This is a genomic window from Acinetobacter sp. LCT-H3 (assembly GCF_001866125.1).
Classification (GTDB): domain Bacteria; phylum Pseudomonadota; class Gammaproteobacteria; order Pseudomonadales; family Moraxellaceae; genus Acinetobacter; species Acinetobacter schindleri.
This window is the reverse complement of the sequence record NZ_MODX01000004.1, coordinates 21,470-38,016: the sequence shown is the minus strand read 5'-3', so window position 1 is coordinate 38,016 and position 16,547 is coordinate 21,470. Positions and strand designations below refer to the sequence as shown.

The following is a 16,547-nucleotide window of genomic DNA, read 5'->3' as shown; positions in this document are numbered from 1 at the left end:
AATTGTAAACCTTATGAATTATCAAGATATTTTGGACTTCTGGTTTAGTGCCGAGAACCAGCCGAACTGGTTTGCCAAAAGCGACCATTTCGACCAAAGTTTGACTGAGCAATTTTCAGAAATTCTGGAACAGGCAAGTCAGGCCGAATTATGGTCCTGGCGTAAAACTGCCGAAGGCCGTCTGGCAGAAATCATTGTTCTGGACCAGTTTTCTCGCAATATTTTTCGGGGTACTGCACGTGCTTTTGCCCAGGATAGCCTGGCTCTAGCTCTGGCACAGGAAGCCATTAGCCTGGATCTGGACAAGCAGCTCAGTCCGGAACAGCGGGCTTTTTTATATATGCCGTTCATGCACAGTGAATCCAGACTGATTCATGAATATGCCTTCAAACTATTTCAACGCCTCGGTAATCCGTCTAATCTCGAATATGAAATCAAGCATAAAATCATTATCGAACGCTTTGGACGCTACCCACATCGCAACCAGATTCTGAGCCGTGAATCTACCGAGGAAGAATTAAGTTTCCTGACCCAGCCGAATAGCAGTTTCTAGGAATTTTTAGGTACTGCTGTCGCTGGATCACCCCATCAGGAGAACGAAGATGAAAAAGACCATCATCGCCTTAGCATTTGCAAGCACTACCCTGCTTTCAGGCTGTGCAACGACACCTTCCAAACCACTGACCTTTGACCAGCTCGGCCAGTACAATACTACACCTCTCAATGCCCAGACTTACCGGATTAATTTCAAGGCGCGTCCAAACATGAGCTTTGGGACAGCTGAAGAAATTACCTTGGTTAAGGCGGCCCAGACGACTATACAGAATGGTTTCCAGTTCTTTCGGGTGCTGGATGATCCAAGCAACCGTACCCAACGACCTCCGCGTGAAGCAATCGTCTATCCCACACCCATGCCATATCCCTATGGCTATTATCGCCGGCATCCCTTTTATTGGCCTGATCCCTTCTATGACATGCCGTATCGTGTCACTGTAGAGCCAGCACAGATTGCCTATACGATTGAATGCTTTAAACAGGGACAGGCGCCCAAAGATGCCTTCGATGCTCGCTTGATTCTACAATCGCTCGGCGCTAAATATGGTCTGAGCCCAACAGGTGAGATACTGCAGCCACAGCCCGTGACTACGACTAAATAGGAGTCTTTATGCAGACAGAGACCAGTTCACCGAGCCTGCAACGCAGTAAACGTTTTGCCACCATTGCCTTAATTGTGGCTGTCGTCACCTGGCTGGCACTGATGGTCGCTGCCAAATTACTGCCAGAATATGTATGGTTGGTCCATATCCTGATACTGTCTGCAGAAGCGGGTGTGGTAGGTGGAATGGCAGACTGGTACGCAATTACCGTTCTGTTCCGCAATCCTTTTGGCAAGTTGCCCATTCCCAGGTTTCTGCGTGATCACACCGAGATCATTCCACGCAATAAGGCTCGTATTGCCGAGTCGATGGGTCGCTTTGTGCAGGAAAACTTCCTGTCTCCCCAGATTGTGGAGCGTAGTCTGGCCAGTACCGACCTGAGCCTGGTAGCAGGCCGCTGGCTGGCAAATCCAGAGAATAACCGTCAGGTGACTCAGGTCATCCAGCAGACTGCTCCACGGATCTTTGAATTTGTCGGTCAGGAACAGATTTCCGGCTTTATTCAGAGCAATAGTGTGCAATGGGTGAAAAGCACCCAGATCAATCATCTGGCCAGTGAGATGCTACGTGCCGTGCTGGAAAATGACTTCCATCAGGACGTATTGCAACGTGGTCTCGATCTGGTACATGCCTGGATGACATCACATCCGAAGCAGACCCGTGAACTGACTCGTACCCTGTTTAAGGAAATGGGGGTGTGGAAATTGGCAAAGGGTGCCAGCTGGATCGGGATTGACGTGCAACAGCGCAGTATCGACTCGGTAATTCAGCGCGTCGAAGCCATGCTGGCAGATCCCGATCATCCTTGGCGCTTAAAGATTGAAGAGTCTGCCCATCAGCTGATGCTGCAACTGGCTGACAATGATAGTGATGCCAGTCAACGTCTAAATTCTGCCAAAGATGCCCTGCTGGACAGCCCACAGGTACTGAACTTCATTAGTGGTGCCGTGGTGATTCTCTGTGATGCGATCAAGGCAGATCTGGAAAAAGCAGATTCCGGTATTGCAGAGAATCTACGTATTGCCATTCAGCAAGTGGGTGAAAATATCATTTCCAACAGTTCAGTGCGTGAATTACTGAATAACCGTATGAGTAATATGGCAGTTGACTTAAGTGATCAATACAGCGAGAAAGTCATCCGTTTTATCAGTGAACGGATTCATGAGTGGGATTCACGTGAAATGATTGACAAGATTGAAAATGAGGTCGGTGGCGATCTGCATATGATCCGGGTCAACGGCGTGGTGGTCGGGGCCTTTATCGGCCTGGTATTGGGGATTATCCGGGCCATTGTCGAATATGTGCTTTGATTCTTAGGGTATGCTCAAATCTCAGGGATTGAGCTATCGTCCAAGTTTCTATTTGTCAGATAATAATCCTACGAAACCTTAAGCGTGTTTTAAGCAGTACAAGGTCAGGTGTAGTTCCTGCTAGAACAATCTTGGTAATCCTTTTGTCCTGCTTAATCTCAAAAAGCTGGAGATCTTCCGGCTTGCTCTAGTGCAAGCCAGAGTCCTGAAAATTGATCATTCGGGCCAGCTGTATACTTTTCAAAATCGGCAGGTAAATCAACTTGTGAGTTGTATGCAATCAATCAATCTACTTCGGCAGTTGTGAGCCACTCATATCCACCAACAGGCCAGTGAGCTTACGTATGAATGGCAACAATAGCAGCACGATCGGAAAAGCAAACGCCTAGGAAATCATCCAGTTGTGCAGCGATAAGGTAATAAAACCTTCAATCCAGCCCAAAGTACGCAGCATATTAATGAAAGAAATGATACCGCTCATCAGGCAGGACAGGATGAAAGGGATAATTATCAGTGCCCATTTAGCGGGAAGTTTAGGAATATTGCCAAAGATAACCGGACGTTGTTGCGAATCCACTGCAAGCTCTTTTTATTATTTCAGTCTGGTTAATATAAGTTATTTTTAGTGATTGAGGATTCATTTTTATAGCAAATTTTGCAACTTGCTTATTACGATATTGTTTATGTGATATACGAACGAATAAATGACAATTTTGTATAAATCTTACAGCTACCAATCGTATATTTTTTATTCCCCCATAAATGGTTTTACCTAAAGAGTCTGAAATTTGCTATATTTGCTGTTTTTCTGCGATATCTATTTTCGACTGATTATGAATACGGCAATCCAAGCAGCTCTCGATCATGCAGTGCAAACCTTACAGGCACAAAACGTACTCCCATCTGACTGGAACAATACAAGTAATTTGACGCGTACCAAAGACCGTAGCCACGGTGACTTTGCATCAAATATTGCCATGATCGCGTCTAAAGCTGCGGGTATGAAGCCGCGTGATTTAGCAGAAAAAATTCTTGCTGCCTTGCCAGAAGTTGCAGATATCAGCAAAGCCGAGATTGCAGGCCCGGGTTTCATTAACTTCTTCCTGAATGCTGATCAGCGTTTCGCAGTTCTGGACCAGATCCAGGCGCAACAAGCGACTTATGGTCGTACCCAGGCCAATGCGGAAAAACGCATCCAAGTGGAATTCGTTTCTGCGAATCCAACTTCTAGCCTGCATGTGGGTCATGGCCGTGGTGCTGCATATGGTATGACCGTAGCGAATCTGTTAGAGGCAACAGGTGCGAAAGTTGACCGGGAATATTATGTGAATGATGCTGGTCGTCAAATGGATATTCTGGCGACTTCAACTTATTTACGTTATCTGGAATTGACTGGCCAAGAACTGGTATTCCCGAAAAATGCCTATCAAGGCGACTATGTTAAAGAGATCGCACAAAGCATCATCGACCAGGATGGCGATGCCTATGTACGCCCAGTGGCAGATGTCTACAAAGACGTACATGAAGATGTGCAATATGCGGCAGAACCGGATGCTGAAGGCAATAAAGTCGTACTTTCAGGCGATAAAGAAAAACATATCGATGGTTTAATCTTCAATTCTCAAAGCTTAATTGGCGAAGGTTACCGCGTGTTCCATCAAGCAGCGCTTAAAGCGATTCTTGATGATATTAAAGATGACCTTGGTGAATTTGGTGTGACTTTCAACCAGTGGTTCAGTGAAGCATCTTTGACAGAAAAAATTGAAGAAGCATTACAAACGCTGGATCAACGTGGTTTCTTATACGAAAAAGATGGCAACATCTGGTTCAAATCAACTGAATTTGGTGATGAAAAAGACCGTGTGGTCAAACGCCGTAATGGTCAAACGACTTATTTCGCATCAGACATTGCGTACCACTTAAATAAACTACAACGTGGCTATACCGACATCATTGATATCTGGGGTTCAGACCACCACGGTTATATCGCACGTGTAAAAGCTGCAATTGATGCACTGGGTTATGATTCGAAGAAACTGACTGTGCTGTTAGTGCAGTTCGTCAGCTTATGGCGTGGTGGTGAGATGGTACAAATGTCGTCTCGTTCAGGTCAGTTCGTGACTTTGCGTGACCTGCGTAAAGAAGTGGGTAATGACGCAGCACGTTTCTACTATGTGATGCGTAAGTCTGAACAGCACATTGACTTTGACCTTGATCTCGCAGTATCACAAAGCAAGGACAACGCTGTGTACTATATCCAGTATGCCCATGCACGTATCTGCCGTATGTTAGAAAAGGCGGTTGCGACTGGCGTAAACTTTGATGCTGTGACTGCACGTGGTCTGGCCGCTAAACTCGAGCTGGATACTGAAACTGAAATCCTAGCAAAACTGGCAGCCTACCCTGAGATTGTGTTTCGTGCTGCAAACAGCTATGAACCGCACCAGGTGGGTAACTATCTGAAAGAATTGGCTGCATTGTTCCATGGTTGGTACAATGAGAACAAAGTACTCGGTGATGATGCTGAACTGACTCAAGCTCGTCTGCTGTTGTCTGTAAATGTACGTCAAGTGCTCCGTAATGGTCTGGAACTTCTTGGCGTATCAGCTCCTGAGTCAATGTAAAGCACTGCTTTTACATTGACGCAAGACGAAGAACTTTGTTCGAAGTGAGCATGTAAGCAAAGCACTGCTTTGCATGCTCGCAAGATGAGGGCTGGGCTCGAAGTGGAAATGTAAAGCAGTGCTTTTCTATTTGACGCGAGACGAAGAACTTTGTTCAGAGTAAGCATGCAAGCAGACAGCCAAAACTATGAACTAGATGTCCAATTTGACATCTAGTTCATAAAAATATCCTGTGGAGTGGGTGATTTGTATAATGACATTTGTATTACGATCACATACGATGCAGAGAGTAAGGCATAACACCGGTTATGCCTTTCTCTGTCTGGTAAAATAAATACAAGAGGAAATCCCCAGTGTTTGGAAAAACGCAACGCGGTGTATCTGAACGTCCGAACAAGCCAAAGAAGCCATTGATTCCTGCATGGTTAGGCACACTCGTGATCATTTTAATCGTGTTAAGTTTTCTGGTGGCGCTCATGCTGTGGAAGCCATGGGAACCTGTAAAACCAAACAATGATCAGATCACTTCTCAGCATTATGAAGAGGAAGACACCAACAAGGATTATCGCTTCTATGACCTGTTGCCGAAACAGCAGGTTACTCCAATTCCTGAACAGGCTGTGCCTGAAACCAATAAACAGGATGCTGTGGTCATTGTAGAAGCTCCTCGAACTGAGGAAGCTGCACCTGAAACTGTGAATGAGCCGGGACTGGTAACTGAAGAACCTGTTGCACCAGTAGCGACCTATATTCTACAAGTACGCAGTTTTGATGATCCGGATCAGGCGGATGCACGCCGTGCCGAGATTATCCTGAATGGCCTATCTGCGGATGTGGTCAGAAGCGTTGAAAATGGCAAGGTCTGGTACCGTGTGGTTTCCGGCCCTTATGATTCTGTAGAAGCGGCAGTGATTGCACAACAGACTTTGCAGCATAGTGGTATCGATTCGATTGTTGTGAAGCAATAAATAAATTCTAGATCTAAAAAAAGCGCCTGATGGCGCTTTTTTTTGTACCTTTTAATTCCTCCCTTTTCAAAGGAAGGTCAGGAGGAATTTTCTTAAACGGTATGCCCTAAAGCTTCACCCATCAACACTGTTGAATTGGCTTTAAACTTCTCATCCCATTGCATCTTGTTTTCTTCAAACAGAATGACAGCCGTTGAGCCCAGGTAGAAACGGCCAAGTTCTGCACCTTTTTCCAGGAACAGATTATGCTGGTTCAATTCAATCCGGCCTGAAGGTTTTACTTTACCCGTCGCCACGGTTTCAATACCGGCTACAATCATGGCCCCAACAAGCACCACTGCCATACGACCAAGCTCAGTATCAAACAGGCACACCATGCGCTCATTACGTGCAAACAGACCTGGAATATTTTCTGCTGTCGTCTGATTGACCGAGAACAGTTCACCCGGTACATACAGGGTTTCTGTCAGTGTGCCAGCAAATGGCATATGCACACGGTGATAGTCACGTGGTGACAGATATACTGTGGCAAATTCACCGTTTTTGAATGGCTGCGCCAGTTGTGGATCGGCAATCAGATTTTCAACTGTAAACTTTTGGCCTTTGGCCTGGAACACATCACCATTTTCAATCTTGCCGAGCTGGGAAATGGCACCATCGGCAGGAGAAACAATACTGCCCTGGTCAGCGTCAACCGCACGCACTCCGGTTCTTAGACCGCGGGTAAAGAAATCATTAAATGACTTGAACTTCAAGGCATTGGTCTGCTCCGCAATCGACATATCGATGCCGTATTTGGCTTTAAAAGCAGAAATCACCGCAGTTTTTACAACCGGATTTTCACTGGCTGCAATTTTACCTACCACACGAGACAGACGATGCTGTGGCACCACTTTCTGAGCCTGGATAAATAATTGTTGTTTTAAACGCGATGTGATGCTCAAGATGGCAACTCCCCTGTAGCGATTGGACTATCGAGGCGGTTGCCCCATTCACTCCACGCACCGTCATAAGCCTGGATTTTCCAGCCGAGCAGACGTCCTAAGATATAGGCCAGCCCAGAGCGGTGATGTGACTGACAGTACACCACCACAGGCTGCTTAAGATTAAAACCCAGTTGTTCCAGGCGCTGTTGTGTGCGCTGCAAAGGGTGTAATTTTAAATGATTTTCACGGTTAAGGGCAGTACTCCACTCAAAATGACGTGCTCCCGGAATGTGACCGCCGCGTCGTGCTGTCAGACGCAGGCCGGTATATTCATCTTCAGTACGGCAATCCCAGAGCTGGATCTGCCCTTGATCGACCTGCTGACGTAGGGCTTCATAGTCAATCCGTACTGCATTTTCCTGGTTCAGGTTGATTTGCACCAGTTGTTCGACTGGCTCCAGCTTCACTGGATCAGAGGAAGTCGGCAGCCCAGCCGCTAACCAGGCATGAATACCGCCATTGAGTAAGCTGGTGTTCTCAAATCCTAAACAATGTAAGTTCCATAACAGACGCCCTGCCCAAGCCCCACCTTCATCATCATAAGCCACGACATGATGCTCAGGAGAAATATTCAGATAACGAACCAGTGCTTCCAGGCCTTCTTGATCCGGTAATAAACCCAAAGCTTGCTCTTCCTGACGAACCAGCATTTTTGGCTGTAAATGGAGTGCATGCGGAATATGCAACTGTTCATAAACAGAGGCACGACTCAGGTCAACAATACGGAGTTTTTCATTGCCCAGATGCGGCACCAAGTCTTCTGTTTCTATCAGCAGACCCAAATTAAAAGCTGAAGCTGTCATCGTTATCATAGGTATTCTGGTTCAAATCAGTCTGATCTTAGCACAGCTCATTTTTACAATTATGCGGTTTTTATTGGGTTATTTATCACAATTTATGCTAACGACCCTGACAGACAGGACATTGCATAAAAAAACCGCCTCAGGTTGGAGACGGCTGATTGAGATTACTGTTCAGCGACTTCGCTGATGTCAAATACCTGACGCAGATACGCAAGGAAGGTATCATTGTCGGTCATGGTTTTTCCTGGACTGTCGGAAATTTTTGCGACTGACTGACGGTTACATTCCACCAGTTTCAGCACGATATTCAGCGGTGTCTGCCCCATGTCATTGGTCAAATTCGTTCCGATCCCGAAGCTGACCTGGAAGCGATCTTTGAAGTACTGATGCAGTTTCCATGCTTTTTCCAGATTCAGTCCATCACTGAAAGTCAGCATCTTGGTCTTGCTGTCTATTTTCAGCTTTTTATAATGTGCGTAAGCCTTATCCCCCCATTCATAAGGGTCGCCACTGTCATGACGTAAGCCATCAAACAGTTTGGCAAAATACAGGTCGAAATCACGTAAGAAGGCATCCATCCCGACCACATCAGTCAGGGCAATTCCCAGATCACCACGATATTCCTGTACCCAGGTTTCAAGTGCTGCTTTCTGGAAATCACGCAGGCGTACATCCAGTGCCTGGAAAGCTTGCAGAAATTCATGCGCCATCGTACCAATTGGCGTAATACCCAATTCTTTGGCTAATAGTACATTACTGGTTCCACGGAAGACTTGTGGCGCTGCCTTATTAAATTCTTCCACCACATGCTTTTGCCACTCGAAGCTGTAACGGCGGCGGGTACCAAAATCAGATACCAGAAATGGCGGATCATTTGAATCCTGCGAAGCATCGTACTGTTTCAGCAGTTCCATTTTGGCCTGCAGCCGACGTTCACCTTCTATCAGCACTTCTGGAGTACGGATCCGGCTGAAATACAGTTCGTTGACAATCGCCAGGACAAAGATTTCAAACATCATGGCCTGAACCATTGGGCCTTCAACAGTAATGTCTAAACGACCTTCACTGTCGATGGTCGCCTTGATAAAGCGGCGTTTGAGCTGGAACAGCTCCAGATAATCCACAAAATCACTTTTGATAAAACGCAAGCTGCGTAAATACTGCAGTTCATCTTCTTTAAATTTCAGCTGGCACAGCAGATCAAGCTGATGGTTCAGATCATCCAGGATATCCGTGAGTGGATAAACCGTATCTTCAAGATTACGGCAACGGAAATGATAAAGACTGTGTGTTTGCGGAAACTTGTGTAATACCACTTGTAACATGGTGAATTTGTACAAGTCAGTATCAAGCAGGGATTGGATGATTGGCGCCATAACTTAGGAAATATCGCTGTGCTTATCTTTGCATTAAAGCATAAAAAGCCCTGCAATATTACAGCAATTACATACAGCCAGGAGAAATATAGACCAAAGTACTGCCATAAATAACAGCTTATTTGTCTACTTTTGCTTTAGGTTTTTCTGCTTCCTGGATGATTTTTTGTAGCTGTTTTTCCTGGCCAATCACTTTAGCAAATTCAGCCGTGGTTTTTTGTCCGGCCTTTTTGGCTTGGGCATCACAATCCATCTGACGCAGCTGTTTGGCAATGGCAAATTCCATTTTGAACAAGGCCCCCATTAAAGCGGTATTGCCGCGGTTGTCTCGGGCACAGCGGTCTGCACCATGTTTCAACAAGGTTGTAACAATACTCTGATGACCATAATAGGTCGCCATCATCAGCGGGGTATAACCGTCTTTATTGCGCACATCGACTGGAAAGCCATGTTTTAAAAATTCATTGATCACTTCGCTATTGCCGATTTTAGCAGCAGCAAAAAACAGATCAATCAATTCCTGTTGTGAGGTCATCTGAACGCTTGCCGCAGTTTTTGCAGGAGAGACATTCTTCACTTCAGCAGCAGTTGCGAATGCGGAGCTAAAGGCAAGAATACTGGCTAAAAATGCATATGGCAGAACTTTCATGATGAACTCCAACAGAAATCGAAAGGAAAATTTAAGTCTCTAAAGACTCAATTGACCTGAGATGAAATAAAAAACGGAGTGCCTGTAAAACTCCCCCTAGGGTGCAGGAAAGGTTTGGAGTATTACAGGACTTTTTGGAGGTGATGCGCTATGCCCTAGTCACCAGTTCCTCAAGACCAATCGGAATTAGTCTTTTAATTTTGCAGCTTTGGCCTTAACGATGGCGATGTCGCCATTTACAGCTTTGGTCATACGCATACCGTAGTCCGCATCTGCCTTATAGAAGTAAGACAACATGATGTGCTTGGTTTCTGAATCTTTGACATTGCCCAGGTCAGCAGCAAGGTTCATGATCAGGTCATCTTTCTCTTTAGCTGTATATGAACGGTAAAGTTCACCAGCCTGCTTGAAGTTCTGCTCTTTCACGCCAATTTGCTGTACATGACCAGATAATGGTGTTTGTACCGCACGTGCTTTTTCAGTTGCAGCTTTTGGCTCTTTACGGCTTGGCTCATAGTTCACATCTGAGTCACGCTCAGATACATTCATATAGCCATCCTGGTTATTGTTGTTCACATTCACCACTGGACGGTTGACTGGAATCTGCTGATGATTTGCACCCAGACGGTACATTTGTGTATCTGAATAAGAGAAGATACGGCCTTGTAACAGACGGTCTTCTGATGGCTCGATCCCTGGAACCAGGTTACCTGGCGCAAATGCCGACTGTTCAGTCTCGTTGAAGAAGTTCTTCGGCATACGGTTCAGGGTCAAGGTACCGACTTTGGTTTCTGGAACTAAGTTTGTAGGCCAGATTTTAGTTGGATCTAGCGGATCGAAATCAAACTTGCCCAGGTCTTTAGGATCAAGCACCTGAATATACAGATCCCATTTCGGGAAGTTACCTGCATAGATGTTGTTATAAAGGTCATTGGTCAAGTGGTTGAAATCTTTACCTTGCTGCTCAGCCGCTTCTTTCACGTTCAAGCCCTTCACGCCTTGTTTAGAGCGGAAGTTGAATTTCACGTACTTGTATTCGCCTTTGTCGTTATACAGCTTGTAAGCGTGAACACCAAAACCGTCCTGTTCGCGGTAGCTGGTTGGAACACCTTGCTTGCCGTATACATAGGTCAGCATGTTGGTTGCCCATGGCTGGCTCGACAGGAAATCAAACACACGGTTAGCATCTTGTACGTTGGTCACCGGGCTTGGCTTCATGGCATGAATGAAGTCGGGGAACTTGATTGCATCACGGATAAAGAAGACCGGTGTCTGGTTACCGACCAAGTCCCAGTTACCTTCTTGTGTGTAGAACTTCACTGCGAAACCATGTGGGTCACGTAGGGTTTCTGGTGAACTTTTACCATGAATGACGGTAGACATACGCACAAAAACTGGAGTTTTGGTACCGGCCTTGAATAAAGAAGCAATCGTTAAATCAGACAGATCTTTCGTCGTAACGAATTCACCATAAGCCCCTGTACCACGTGCGTGAACCACACGTTCAGGAATGCGCTCACGGCCAAAACGTTGCAGTTTTTGAACCAGTTGCACATCTTGTAGCAAAGTTGGACCTTGTGGACCCGCAGTGATCGAGTTCTGGTTGTCGCCGACTGGTGCCCCGTTATCTTTGGTTAATGGCGCAGCTTGTGCAGCTGTCACCGTTGCAAGCATTGCAACAAGTAATGAACGCTTAAACATTTCTAAATCTCTCAATTTAATACCTTTCCTGCATGCAGCTAAGATACGTGAGAGTAAAAAATAGATAAAACAGATAATTTTTATGATTACGATCGTGTTTTTAGATAGTTTAAAATATTATCAATGCTAATCAATAAATTAAGCTCGTTTTTTAGATATTAGCTTAATATCAGATGAGTCTGATCTTGCTACAATGGCGGCAATTTTGAATCTGACTGAAATTGATTATGCGCGCATTATTACAGCGAGTGCTAGAAGCCAAAGTCGTTGTTGAGGGTGAAACAACCGGCGAAATTCAGCACGGTATCTTGGTCTTTTTAGGGATTGGCAAGGAAGATACCTTAGAAAAAGGTCAAAAGTTGATTGATAAAATCCTAAAATACCGTTTCTTTGATGATGAACAGGGAAAAATGGGCTGGAACGTTGCCCAGGCGGGCGGTGGTTTATTGCTGGTTTCACAGTTTACCCTGATGGCCCAAACCCAAAAAGGTTTACGTCCTGACTTCGGTCCGGCCATGCCACCGGCTGAAGCAAAAGCCTTATATGAACAGCTGGTTGAATATGCACAAAGCCAGTTTGATCATGTACAAACTGGTATTTTTGCCGCCGACATGAAAGTGCATCTGGTCAATGATGGACCGGTGACGTTTAATTTAGAAATTGAATAACAAGTTCTCTGATCTTTATTTCTCGAAAGTTTTTCTTTATAAACTATTTTAGATCAATCCTTATTATTTTAGTTTTGCCCAAATTAGAAGTGAAGCTTCGCAAGGGAGGCATCTTGCGGAGCAATGCTCCTCACCGCAAAACTCGTCAGATCTTATCAATGAATATATATCTCGCAGAAACAATCTTTCTTAAATCTAGTCTTACCTGAAACAGTTGCTGATGACGTTTCACGTGTCCAATAGTTTCTAAGCTCGAAAAAAATGCTAACCAATTATTTAATTGACTAGCATTCCAGATCTTTTAAAAAATTTAAATCTTATTTACCCGTTTTCTCTTTGATGAACTGACGTACCAGCTTCACTTTTTCTTTCACCGGTTTTGGCAATTTTGGTGGAAGCATTTTCGCCACCTGGTTAAACCAGACCAGCAAGCCGAAATCCCCTTCCATTTTGATAGTACCATTTTGCATGCCGGTCATAAATGCGGTTGGGTCACCTTTCATCAGCGTTTTAACGCCCTGCTCGCTGTCTGCAAATTGCAACACAAAATCTGCCGGCTCAGCATTCCCTGATACAGTATCAATATCACCGTTATTGACAATAATCTGGCGCGCCAGACCTTCATCTGTACCGATCTGGATACGGAACTGACGCTCATGGACCAATTCAATAAATTTTGGACTGGTACGTGCCAACTGCTTCATACGCAAAGCCAAGCCTGCAACCAGTAAATCAAGCGGGTCGGTACTGAGATCGACCAAAGGAAGTTTCAGGACAGGAATTGACGACAGTTTCATGAGTTATGCCTATTGTAATTGTACGAAAATTGATAGCTATCCTAGCATAAATTACAAGGAGGTTAAGCATGCAGTTTGTAGATGATCGTTAACAAAAAATGCACCCTAAGGTGCATTTGTTTTTATTGTTTTTATTGTTTTTAATAGCGTAATTATCGGCTGGATAACTGCTGCTGGTCATCTTCATAAACAGGTGTATGTTCGATGCAGCGGCGCTTGGCCAGTGCACGCTCGGCACGACGATCTTCACGTAGCAACAGTAGAGTTACTATGACCATCACGCTCGATAACGCCGCTAAATAACCATAGGTCATTGGCAGTTCAAATAGTGTCTGTGTTCCCAGGCGAATGACTTCAATCAGCCCCCAGGTAAACATTCCAGCCACCATAAAACTTAACCAGCGACGATACGGCGAGAAGAACACAACAAGTACAGCAGCGGCTACCAGACTAAAGCCCACAATTGTTGCTAAATTCGCTGTTACCATAAAATCCCCTCCGTCCAACCCCAGATCATGCAAGCAATGCAGCGGTTCTCATGGTTGAATGTCGTAAAACCCACTTCGTGGAATATATTGATTTGTCTATCTATGCCAGCATTATGATGAGTTTTTTAACTAAAAAAAGTCCTTTATTTCTGTTCAACGACATATTCTGTCGCGATATTATTTTGTCATTACATTTTTTATTTTTAGAGTTTTTCCGAAACATTTGCCCCATCGATGCTGGCGTGTCATTACAAAATAAACGCCGTTTTTCTGCACTGAAAAAATTATTTTTCCGTTTAAGATGATCGGTATATTTCTATACAGCTCCCTCTACTATTCTTCAGCGCGTGATCAATCAGCATAAAAAACGCGGCCATTTGACCGCGTTTCTATGTTAAAAATCGCTAATCTCAGGCACGGCTGAGGTCTTTATCATGCACACCAAGTAGGTACAGCACGCCATCCAGACCGACACTAGAAATCGCCTGATTGGCATTCTGACGGACCAGTGGCTTGGCACGGAATGCGACGCCTAAACCGGCAATCGATAGCATTGGCAGGTCATTGGCACCATCACCCACGGCAATTGCCTGTTCCAGGGAAATACCCATCTCTTCAGCAATCGTCATTAACAGATGCGCTTTACGCGCACCATCAACAATATGACCTTTGACTTCACCTGTCACCATCCCATCCTCAACATCGAGGACATTGGCATGGACCTCATCAATGCCTAGCTTGGTCTGCAGATGCTCAGCAAAGTACTGGAAACCGCCAGAAAGAATTGCGGTGCGATAACCCAGTGCTTTCAAGGTAGAGATCAGACGTTCTGCGCCCTCAGTAATGGTCAGACGTTCTGCGATCTTCGGCAGCACAGATGCATCCATACCTTTTAGTAGTGCTACACGTGCACGGAAGCTTTGCTGGAAGTCTAACTCGCCCTGCATGGCACGTTCGGTGATTTCAGCCACCTGTGCACCGACACCTGCTTCAATCGCCAGCTCGTCAATCACTTCCTGCTCGATCAGGGTTGAATCCATATCAAAACAGACCAGACGACGGTTACGGCGATAAACATTATCTTCCTGAACTGCAACATCGACATTCAGTGCCGTAGACAGGCTGAGGCAGGCTGTACGCATTGCTGCGGCATCTAGCATCTGGCCTTTCAGGCTGAACTGTACACAGGCACGTTTTGGTCCAGCCTCCGTATCATCACCGTCCAGTACCGGACGACCGGAGAGTCGGGTTACAGTTTCAATATTAAAGCCTTGACTGGACACGATCTGGGTCACGGCTTGCAAGTGGGAAGCCTTTAATTCCGGGGCCAATGCGGTCACGATATAACGGGTCTGACCCCCTTCTTTGACCCATTGATTGTATTCTGTGACAGAGATCGGTTTAAAGCGCACTGTTAACCCGATATCATGTGCTAGAATCAGGATTTCCTTCATGGCTAATGCGGTAGCGGTCTGGTCGTCCGAAGATACAACAATACCTAAGGTCAACTGGTTATGAATAACCGCTTGTCCAACATCCAGGATCTGTAAGGAATGAGCGGACAAAACCTGCATTAATCGTGTAAATTGATTAGGCTGGTCGGGTCCTAAGAATGATATAAGAATGATTTCTCGCATGAATTGACTCGGGTCTGAGCTACAACTATTGTTAGAATCATAATCGAATTTGAATAGAATTGCCTTGGAAGTTTACGTTGAATGCGCCTAGACAAGGGCTATTTGCTAGCCTACTGATTATAAGTTTTGCCCTTCATACCTTCTTACTGGTATTGGCAACCACTCACCAGCTGAATGAAAACCGTGCCAGCCAAGGTCAGCTCATGACCAGTCAACTGGTGACAGACAGCCTGGCTGAGCTGGATCCAGCCAATCGTGTTTCACTGGCTTTACTGGCAAATCGTTATTCCACTAACCCAAGTGTTGCCTCAATTCGCATCCTAGATGCAAATGCTCAGGTTTTAGCCACTGGTGGTCTGACGAAAACCCGAGAGGGCGAGGTTTTTGTCCGCGAAGCATTACTTAACGAGAAAAAAGTCGGTTCAGTTGAGATTACTTTGATTGAGCCAAGTATCGGTGAAATTCTGCGTACCCAGTGGACGGCGATTTTATTCTCTTTCATTCTGCATAGTTTATTATGGTTAGCTTATCGCGCCATTGCCCGTCCAAGCCGCAGCGAATACCTGGCGCGCATCAATAATGAATCACGTCTGAAATTTGAAATTCAAACGCTGACTCAGGCACTGGAACAGGAAAAACACAATGCGGCTTTGGCAATTGCTCAGGCACAGCAAGCGGTTCACAATAAGCCAAAGGAAAAAGACAACACGCCAGTCGTGGTCGAAAAAGATACTCTTTCACTGAATATCCAGTTCTATGATCCCAAACAGCTGCTGGATTCGGTCAACAAGACTGTGTCTGTGCCTTATTTCAACCTGTGTCAGATCTTCCTAAATAAGGCCACTGAACTGTGCGTACAACATTATAAACTGAACAGCTCGGATGTCTGGACGGTACACAAGTTTGATGAAAAAGGCGCAACGCTGAGTATTGCCGCAGACAAGCCCAATGCCCTCGCCTGCCTCACCCTGATCAGCTATGTCTTCCAGTTACTTTCTGAAGTGCTGTACAAACGCTACCGTGAAGATAAACGTTTTGTCTTGCAGACACGTAGCGCGATTGCTTCGAAAGTGGATGAAATGCAGCTGAATTCAGCTCAAGCGGCTGAACGTCTGGCACAGCAACTGATAGCGCGTGAAAGTGCGGTACATGTCCCGAACTTCTTACTTAAATCTATTTCTGATCACTATGAACTGGTCAGCATGCCAAATCCAACCAATGTCCTAACTCGTCATGCTTTCGTGATGAATGGGATGGATGCCGAGATGGCAGAACTGGCGCAAAGCTTCCGAACCGATATCCTGAAATCGAAACAATCTAAAGCCTCCTAATAAATTTTGAAGAGTAAAAAGCCCGATCTTAGCATCGGGCTTTTTTTATTCC

General features: G+C 45.3%; 15 protein-coding genes and 1 pseudogene. 7 read left to right on the top strand and 9 right to left on the bottom strand.

What is annotated here, in order from left to right:
• The first annotated feature begins 13 nt into the window (after window positions 1–13).
• Genes BK820_RS03620 through BK820_RS03610 form a run of 3 tightly spaced genes read left to right on the top strand, consistent with a single transcriptional unit; the run spans window position 14 to window position 2,467 of the window.
• The gene (locus BK820_RS03620) at window positions 14–553 is read left to right on the top strand and encodes a DUF924 family protein (RefSeq protein WP_071320129.1); all 540 of its coding nucleotides are present in this window, start codon (window positions 14–16) and stop codon (window positions 551–553) included.
• A 49-nt stretch (window positions 554–602) separates the two neighbouring features.
• A complete protein-coding gene (locus BK820_RS03615; RefSeq protein WP_071320128.1) occupies window positions 603–1,157 on the top strand; it encodes a CC0125/CC1285 family lipoprotein in 555 nt (184 codons plus the stop codon).
• A gap of 8 nt (window positions 1,158–1,165) precedes the next feature.
• Window positions 1,166–2,467 carry a DUF445 domain-containing protein gene (locus tag BK820_RS03610; protein WP_071320127.1) on the top strand — a complete coding sequence of 434 codons (1,302 nt, stop codon included), beginning with the start codon at window positions 1,166–1,168 and terminating at the stop codon, window positions 2,465–2,467.
• A 289-nt stretch (window positions 2,468–2,756) separates the two neighbouring features.
• On the opposite strand, the pseudogene BK820_RS03605 reads toward BK820_RS03610, so the two are convergent.
• A pseudogene (locus BK820_RS03605) lies at window positions 2,757–3,044 on the bottom strand (DUF2798 domain-containing protein).
• A gap of 256 nt (window positions 3,045–3,300) precedes the next feature.
• On the opposite strand from BK820_RS03605, the gene argS reads away from it, so the two are divergent.
• Together argS and BK820_RS03595 are read left to right on the top strand one after the other, a co-directional pair.
• The gene (gene argS / locus BK820_RS03600) at window positions 3,301–5,091 is read left to right on the top strand and encodes an arginine--tRNA ligase (RefSeq protein WP_071320126.1); all 1,791 of its coding nucleotides are present in this window, start codon (window positions 3,301–3,303) and stop codon (window positions 5,089–5,091) included.
• A 353-nt stretch (window positions 5,092–5,444) separates the two neighbouring features.
• Entirely contained in the window at window positions 5,445–6,059 is a 615-nt protein-coding gene (locus tag BK820_RS03595; protein ID WP_004813862.1) for an SPOR domain-containing protein, read from the top strand.
• 92 nt (window positions 6,060–6,151) lie between these two features.
• On the opposite strand, the gene asd is transcribed toward BK820_RS03595, so the two are convergent.
• The 5 genes from asd to BK820_RS03570 form a co-directional block, all read right to left on the bottom strand.
• Window positions 6,152–7,003 (bottom strand): archaetidylserine decarboxylase, encoded by an 852-nt coding sequence (asd, locus tag BK820_RS03590; protein ID WP_004813864.1) that lies wholly within the window; start codon window positions 7,001–7,003, stop codon window positions 6,152–6,154.
• Entirely contained in the window at window positions 7,000–7,848 is an 849-nt protein-coding gene (locus BK820_RS03585; protein ID WP_071320125.1) for a sulfurtransferase, read from the bottom strand. Before BK820_RS03585 ends, asd begins: the two co-directional genes overlap by 4 nt.
• Before the next feature lie 164 nt (window positions 7,849–8,012).
• The gene (pncB, locus tag BK820_RS03580; RefSeq protein ID WP_048882144.1) at window positions 8,013–9,224 is read right to left on the bottom strand and encodes a nicotinate phosphoribosyltransferase; all 1,212 of its coding nucleotides are present in this window, start codon (window positions 9,222–9,224) and stop codon (window positions 8,013–8,015) included.
• 118 nt (window positions 9,225–9,342) lie between these two features.
• A complete protein-coding gene (locus BK820_RS03575) occupies window positions 9,343–9,873 on the bottom strand; it encodes an ankyrin repeat domain-containing protein (protein WP_071320124.1) in 531 nt (176 codons plus the stop codon).
• A 186-nt stretch (window positions 9,874–10,059) separates the two neighbouring features.
• Window positions 10,060–11,574, bottom strand: coding sequence for a catalase (locus BK820_RS03570; protein WP_071320123.1), 1,515 nt, complete (start codon window positions 11,572–11,574; stop codon window positions 10,060–10,062).
• 227 nt (window positions 11,575–11,801) lie between these two features.
• Between BK820_RS03570 and dtd the strand changes: the two genes are divergently transcribed.
• Window positions 11,802–12,242 carry a D-aminoacyl-tRNA deacylase gene (dtd, locus tag BK820_RS03565; protein ID WP_071320122.1) on the top strand — a complete coding sequence of 147 codons (441 nt, stop codon included), beginning with the start codon at window positions 11,802–11,804 and terminating at the stop codon, window positions 12,240–12,242.
• A gap of 317 nt (window positions 12,243–12,559) precedes the next feature.
• Here dtd and BK820_RS03560 read toward each other — a convergent pair whose 3' ends face one another.
• The 3 genes from BK820_RS03560 to serB form a co-directional block, all read right to left on the bottom strand.
• Window positions 12,560–13,039: a hypothetical protein gene (locus tag BK820_RS03560; RefSeq protein ID WP_004813874.1), complete on the bottom strand. Its 480-nt coding sequence runs from the start codon at window positions 13,037–13,039 to the stop codon at window positions 12,560–12,562.
• A gap of 152 nt (window positions 13,040–13,191) precedes the next feature.
• Entirely contained in the window at window positions 13,192–13,527 is a 336-nt protein-coding gene (gene aciT, locus BK820_RS03555) for a ciprofloxacin tolerance protein AciT (protein ID WP_004890907.1), read from the bottom strand.
• A gap of 410 nt (window positions 13,528–13,937) precedes the next feature.
• Entirely contained in the window at window positions 13,938–15,164 is a 1,227-nt protein-coding gene (gene serB / locus BK820_RS03545; protein ID WP_071320121.1) for a phosphoserine phosphatase SerB, read from the bottom strand.
• A 77-nt stretch (window positions 15,165–15,241) separates the two neighbouring features.
• On the opposite strand from serB, the gene BK820_RS03540 reads away from it, so the two are divergent.
• On the top strand, window positions 15,242–16,495 hold the full coding sequence (locus tag BK820_RS03540; RefSeq protein WP_071320120.1) for a hypothetical protein: 1,254 nt from the start codon (window positions 15,242–15,244) through the stop codon (window positions 16,493–16,495).
• The last annotated feature ends 52 nt before the right edge of the window (window positions 16,496–16,547 follow it).

What these genes read in the sequence shown, in the direction of transcription:
- BK820_RS03620 (WP_071320129.1), top strand. Translation starts at nt 14, where the DNA reads ATGAATTATCAAGATATTTTGGACTTCTGGTTTAGTGCCGAGAACCAG.
- BK820_RS03615 (WP_071320128.1), top strand. Translation starts at nt 603, where the DNA reads ATGAAAAAGACCATCATCGCCTTAGCATTTGCAAGCACTACCCTGCTT.
- BK820_RS03610 (WP_071320127.1), top strand. Translation starts at nt 1,166, where the DNA reads ATGCAGACAGAGACCAGTTCACCGAGCCTGCAACGCAGTAAACGTTTT.
- argS (WP_071320126.1), top strand. Translation starts at nt 3,301, where the DNA reads ATGAATACGGCAATCCAAGCAGCTCTCGATCATGCAGTGCAAACCTTA.
- BK820_RS03585 (WP_071320125.1), bottom strand. Translation starts at nt 7,848, where the DNA reads ATGACAGCTTCAGCTTTTAATTTGGGTCTGCTGATAGAAACAGAAGAC.
- pncB (WP_048882144.1), bottom strand. Translation starts at nt 9,224, where the DNA reads ATGGCGCCAATCATCCAATCCCTGCTTGATACTGACTTGTACAAATTC.
- BK820_RS03575 (WP_071320124.1), bottom strand. Translation starts at nt 9,873, where the DNA reads ATGAAAGTTCTGCCATATGCATTTTTAGCCAGTATTCTTGCCTTTAGC.
- BK820_RS03570 (WP_071320123.1), bottom strand. Translation starts at nt 11,574, where the DNA reads ATGTTTAAGCGTTCATTACTTGTTGCAATGCTTGCAACGGTGACAGCT.
- dtd (WP_071320122.1), top strand. Translation starts at nt 11,802, where the DNA reads ATGCGCGCATTATTACAGCGAGTGCTAGAAGCCAAAGTCGTTGTTGAG.
- BK820_RS03560 (WP_004813874.1), bottom strand. Translation starts at nt 13,039, where the DNA reads ATGAAACTGTCGTCAATTCCTGTCCTGAAACTTCCTTTGGTCGATCTC.
- aciT (WP_004890907.1), bottom strand. Translation starts at nt 13,527, where the DNA reads ATGGTAACAGCGAATTTAGCAACAATTGTGGGCTTTAGTCTGGTAGCC.
- serB (WP_071320121.1), bottom strand. Translation starts at nt 15,164, where the DNA reads ATGCGAGAAATCATTCTTATATCATTCTTAGGACCCGACCAGCCTAAT.